We start from the raw sequence: 2,767 nt of genomic DNA on the forward strand, positions 1-2,767 counted from the left end.
GCCTCGCCGAGGGCGACGCCGTGCTCCTCGCCGACGCCGCCCCTGGGCACCGGGGCGCCGTCGTGCGCATCAGCGACCGCGACCCCGCCGTGCTCCGCGCGCTCGACGACGCCGGCATCGGCCTCGACACGGTCCTGCGGGTGACGGATGTCGCGGCGGCATCCGTGCACGTGAGCGTCGGCGAGGTGGACGGGGCCGGCGAGCCCCCAGCACACATGCTGCCGCGCGCCGCCGCCGAGTCGATCTGGGTCACGGCGTAGCCGCTGGTCCACCGATCGTGGACCGCTCATGTCGTCGGCCTAGGCTTGGCGCATGGGACGACGTGATGAAGTCGAGTGCTGGCTGACCGACATGGACGGCGTGCTCGTGCATGAGAACCACGCGCTGCCCGGCGCCGCCGAGCTGCTGCAGCAGTGGGAGGACGCCGGCACGCCCTACCTCGTGCTCACGAACAACTCGATCTTCACGGCCCGCGACCTCTCGGCGCGGCTGCGGGCGAGCGGGCTGCACGTGCCCGAGGACCGCATCTGGACCTCGGCGCTCGCCACGGCCGACTTCCTCAAGCAGCAGCTGCCCGGCGGCACGGCGTTCGTCATCGGCGAGGCCGGAATCCTGACCGCGCTGCACGAGGCCGGCTTCGTCATGACCGAGACCGCTCCCGACTTCGTCGTGGTCGGCGAGACCCGCAACTACTCCTTCGAGGCGATCACGAAGGCGATCCGCCTGATCGGCAACGGCGCCCGGTTCATCGTGACGAATCCGGATGCCACGGGGCCCTCGGCCGACGGCCCGCTGCCGGCCACCGGCGCGATCGCCGCGCTGATCACGAAGGCGACCGGCAAGGAGCCCTACGTCGTGGGCAAGCCGAACCCGATGATGTTCCGCTCGGCGCTCAACAAGATCGGCGCGCACTCCGAGAACACGGCGATGATCGGCGACCGCATGGACACCGACATCGTCGCCGGCATCGAGGCCGGCCTGCACACGGTGCTCGTGCTCACGGGCATCAGCGATCAGGCCGAGATCGAGCGGTACCCGTTCCGGCCCGAGGAGATCCTCTCGGGCGTGCACGAGCTCGTGCGGGCGGAGCCGGTCGAGGTCGAGCTGTAGGGGGCGCTCCGCGGCGGCGCGCGGCGCCGGCGGAGGCGATCCGGCCGGGGGGAGGTCGGATGCCCCGGTTCCGACCTCCCCTCGCGCCGAACTCCTCCCGCCGCGCGCCGAGCCGGGTGGGATGGCGCCGGCCAGCGCCCCGGGCTCACGCCGCCGCGAGCCGCTCCATGGGCTCGGCGTCGAGGCGCTCGCGCACCGACGCGTCGAGGTCGAGCTCGGCCGCGCCGAGGATCTCGTCGAGCTGCGCGACACTGGAGGCCCCGACGACGGGGATGACCGGCACCTCGCCGCCCAGGAGCCAGGCGAGGGCGACCTGGTTCGGCGTCGCGCCCACGTCGCGGGCGACCTCGTGCAGCAGCCGGATCCGTGCGTGCGTCGTGGGGTGGTCGACGCCGCCCCAGAGCGGCTTGTCGGGTCGGGCGAGCGAGCCCTGGTGCAGCGGCGAGTACGCCGTCACGGCCAGCGGCGGCCGGCCGTCGACCCCGCTGGCGGCGGCGTAGTCGAGCAGCTCGGGCGTGACGAAGTTCATGCGGCCAGGCTTCGGCGCCGGGTGGATGAAGCTGTACTGCTGCTGCACGAGCCCGTACGGCGCGATGCCCTGCCTGATCGCCTCCTCGCGTGCCTCGACCACGCGCCACACCGCGACGTTCGAGATGCCGGTGATGCCGACGAGCCCGGCGTCCTGCAGCTCGCCGAAGGCGCCGACAGTCTCGGCGAGCGGGGTGTCGCGGTCGTCGACGTGGCCGTAGAGCACGTCGAGGTGGTCGACGCCGAGGTGGCGAAGGCTCTCACGCGACTCCCGGGCGATGATGTCGGCGGCGAGGCCCTGGTAATTGGTGGGCTCGCTCGTCGACAGCGGCAGCGCGGGGTCCTTCTTCGCCGCGCCGAGCTTCGTCGCGATGCGGACCCGGTCGCGGATGCTGCGGCTGGCGAGCCAGCGGCCGATGACGTCCTCGCTGTCGTGGCCGTGGCCCAAGCCCCACGCGTTGTAGTTGTTGGCGGTGTCGAGGAACGTGCCCCCGGCCTCGACGAAGCGGTCGAGGATGGCGAACGAGGTGGCCTCGTCGGTGCGGGTGCCCATCCACATGGTGCCGAGGCAGAGGGTGGAGACGTCGAACGACGTGCGTCCGTCGCCGATGGTGCGGTAGCGCATGGTGATCCTTTCGATCCGGTGATGGATCGAGCGTACGAACGGATCGGCACGGGCATACACTCCAATCGACTACCGTATGGCCAGACCAATTCGATGGCCGTGCACGCGAAGGGGGTCCGGATGCCGCGACCGCCCGCCGCGCCGACCCTCGCGTGGGAGACCCTGCTCGACCTCGGCGATTCCACCGCCGCGCTGCGCGATCGCCTCGAGGGCGCCATCCGCGAGGCCGTGCAGGCAGGTCGCATCCCCGCCGGCGCCGCGCTGCCTCCGAGCCGGACGCTCGCGGAGACGTTGGGCGTCTCCCGGTGGGTGGTGACCGAGGCGTATGGGCAACTCGTCGCCGAGGGGCTCCTCGACGCCACGGTCGGCGCCGCGACCCGGGTGGCGGCCGGCTCGTGGCATCCGCCGACCTTCGAATCGGCTGATTCGGGTTCGGTTCGCGCCGAGTACCGGCGGCCGACGTACGACCTCGGGCCGGGCGTGCCCGACCTGCGCCACGTGCCG

Annotated in this window: 4 protein-coding genes; 3 read left to right on the top strand and 1 reads right to left on the bottom strand. The window is 72.5% G+C overall.

What is annotated here, in order from left to right; genetic code table 11:
• The coding region (locus GH736_RS20720) for a FeoA family protein (protein WP_162529584.1) at nt 1-260 on the top strand (260 nt) is incomplete at its 5' end.
• A 52-nt stretch (nt 261-312) separates the two neighbouring features.
• Complete coding sequence (locus tag GH736_RS20725; protein WP_159606683.1) at nt 313-1,110, top strand: HAD-IIA family hydrolase; 798 nt, start codon at nt 313-315, stop codon at nt 1,108-1,110.
• A gap of 145 nt (nt 1,111-1,255) precedes the next feature.
• On the opposite strand, the gene GH736_RS20730 is transcribed toward GH736_RS20725, so the two are convergent.
• On the bottom strand, nt 1,256-2,263 hold the full coding sequence (locus tag GH736_RS20730; RefSeq protein ID WP_159606685.1) for an aldo/keto reductase: 1,008 nt from the start codon (nt 2,261-2,263) through the stop codon (nt 1,256-1,258).
• A gap of 120 nt (nt 2,264-2,383) precedes the next feature.
• On the opposite strand from GH736_RS20730, the gene GH736_RS20735 reads away from it, so the two are divergent.
• The coding region (locus GH736_RS20735) for a GntR family transcriptional regulator (protein ID WP_159606687.1) at nt 2,384-2,767 on the top strand (384 nt) is incomplete at its 3' end.

This window comes from Agromyces humi (assembly GCF_009720255.1).
In the GTDB taxonomy this organism is placed as follows: Bacteria; Actinomycetota; Actinomycetes; order Actinomycetales; family Microbacteriaceae; genus Agromyces; species Agromyces humi.

Bases quoted from the DNA above. Each gene is read 5' to 3' on its own strand.
- GH736_RS20730 (WP_159606685.1), bottom strand. From the start codon at position 2,263: ATGCGCTACCGCACCATCGGCGACGGACGCACGTCGTTCGACGTCTCC.
- GH736_RS20725 (WP_159606683.1), top strand. From the start codon at position 313: ATGGGACGACGTGATGAAGTCGAGTGCTGGCTGACCGACATGGACGGC.